We start from the raw sequence: 742 nt of genomic DNA on the forward strand, positions 1-742 counted from the left end.
ACATGTATCGCAAGATCATGCGACTTAATTGCCATTTTTTGACGTGCACCAAATTCATTATCTACAGCAATATATTTGTAAACGTCTTTAAACGGTATGCCATAGCACTGATGATCGATCAAATCTTCTGTAACCAGAAATCGGTAAAAATTCACTACCGCATTAATTCGATTACTTGCAGAGCGAGCTGAAATTAGACCTGCATTTGCCTGCTCAATAAGACGAGTACGATATTTAAAAATCGCATTTGACTGTTTTACTTTATGGAACTTCAAACAGTTCAGTTGCTCATCTTCTAAAAAACGCTGAAAATCAACAAGCTGATTGGCAATAGATGAAAATGTTTTAAAATCATACTGTATTGTTTGCTCAAGTTTTTTCAGCAAATATAGATTAAAAACATCAGAAGGGCTACCATCTCCCTGAACAATTACAGGGAATTCAAGGTAAGCATCACCATGTTTTTCAAACGCTGCATCATTTAAACGATCAGTTGCCTGTCTCAACGTCAATAACTGAAATTTTTTAATGGTCACAACTTTGGCTTTTGATTGGTAGCGTGACTGACCATTTTTAAGTTTAGTGCTCATTTTGAGCCTCCTGTTTATTAAAAAACAGGCAAAAAGTGACCTTGAGATAGGATTGACAAAAATGCCCCTATCGATCAAAATCGAAGTGTCTGATTGGCAATCAAGACATTCATAAGAGCTCATGTTCCCGCATGGGCTCTTATACTTTTTGC

Annotated in this window: 1 pseudogene; it reads right to left on the reverse strand. The window is 36.3% G+C overall.

What is annotated here, in order from left to right:
• Positions 1 to 590 (reverse strand): annotated as a pseudogene (locus tag JR005_RS14455) (site-specific integrase); the annotation flags it as partial.
• Positions 591 to 742: the final 152 nt, after the last annotated feature.

The sequence above is a fragment of the Acinetobacter sp. Colony158 genome, from assembly GCF_019264745.1.
Classification (GTDB): Bacteria; Pseudomonadota; Gammaproteobacteria; order Pseudomonadales; family Moraxellaceae; genus Acinetobacter; species Acinetobacter ursingii.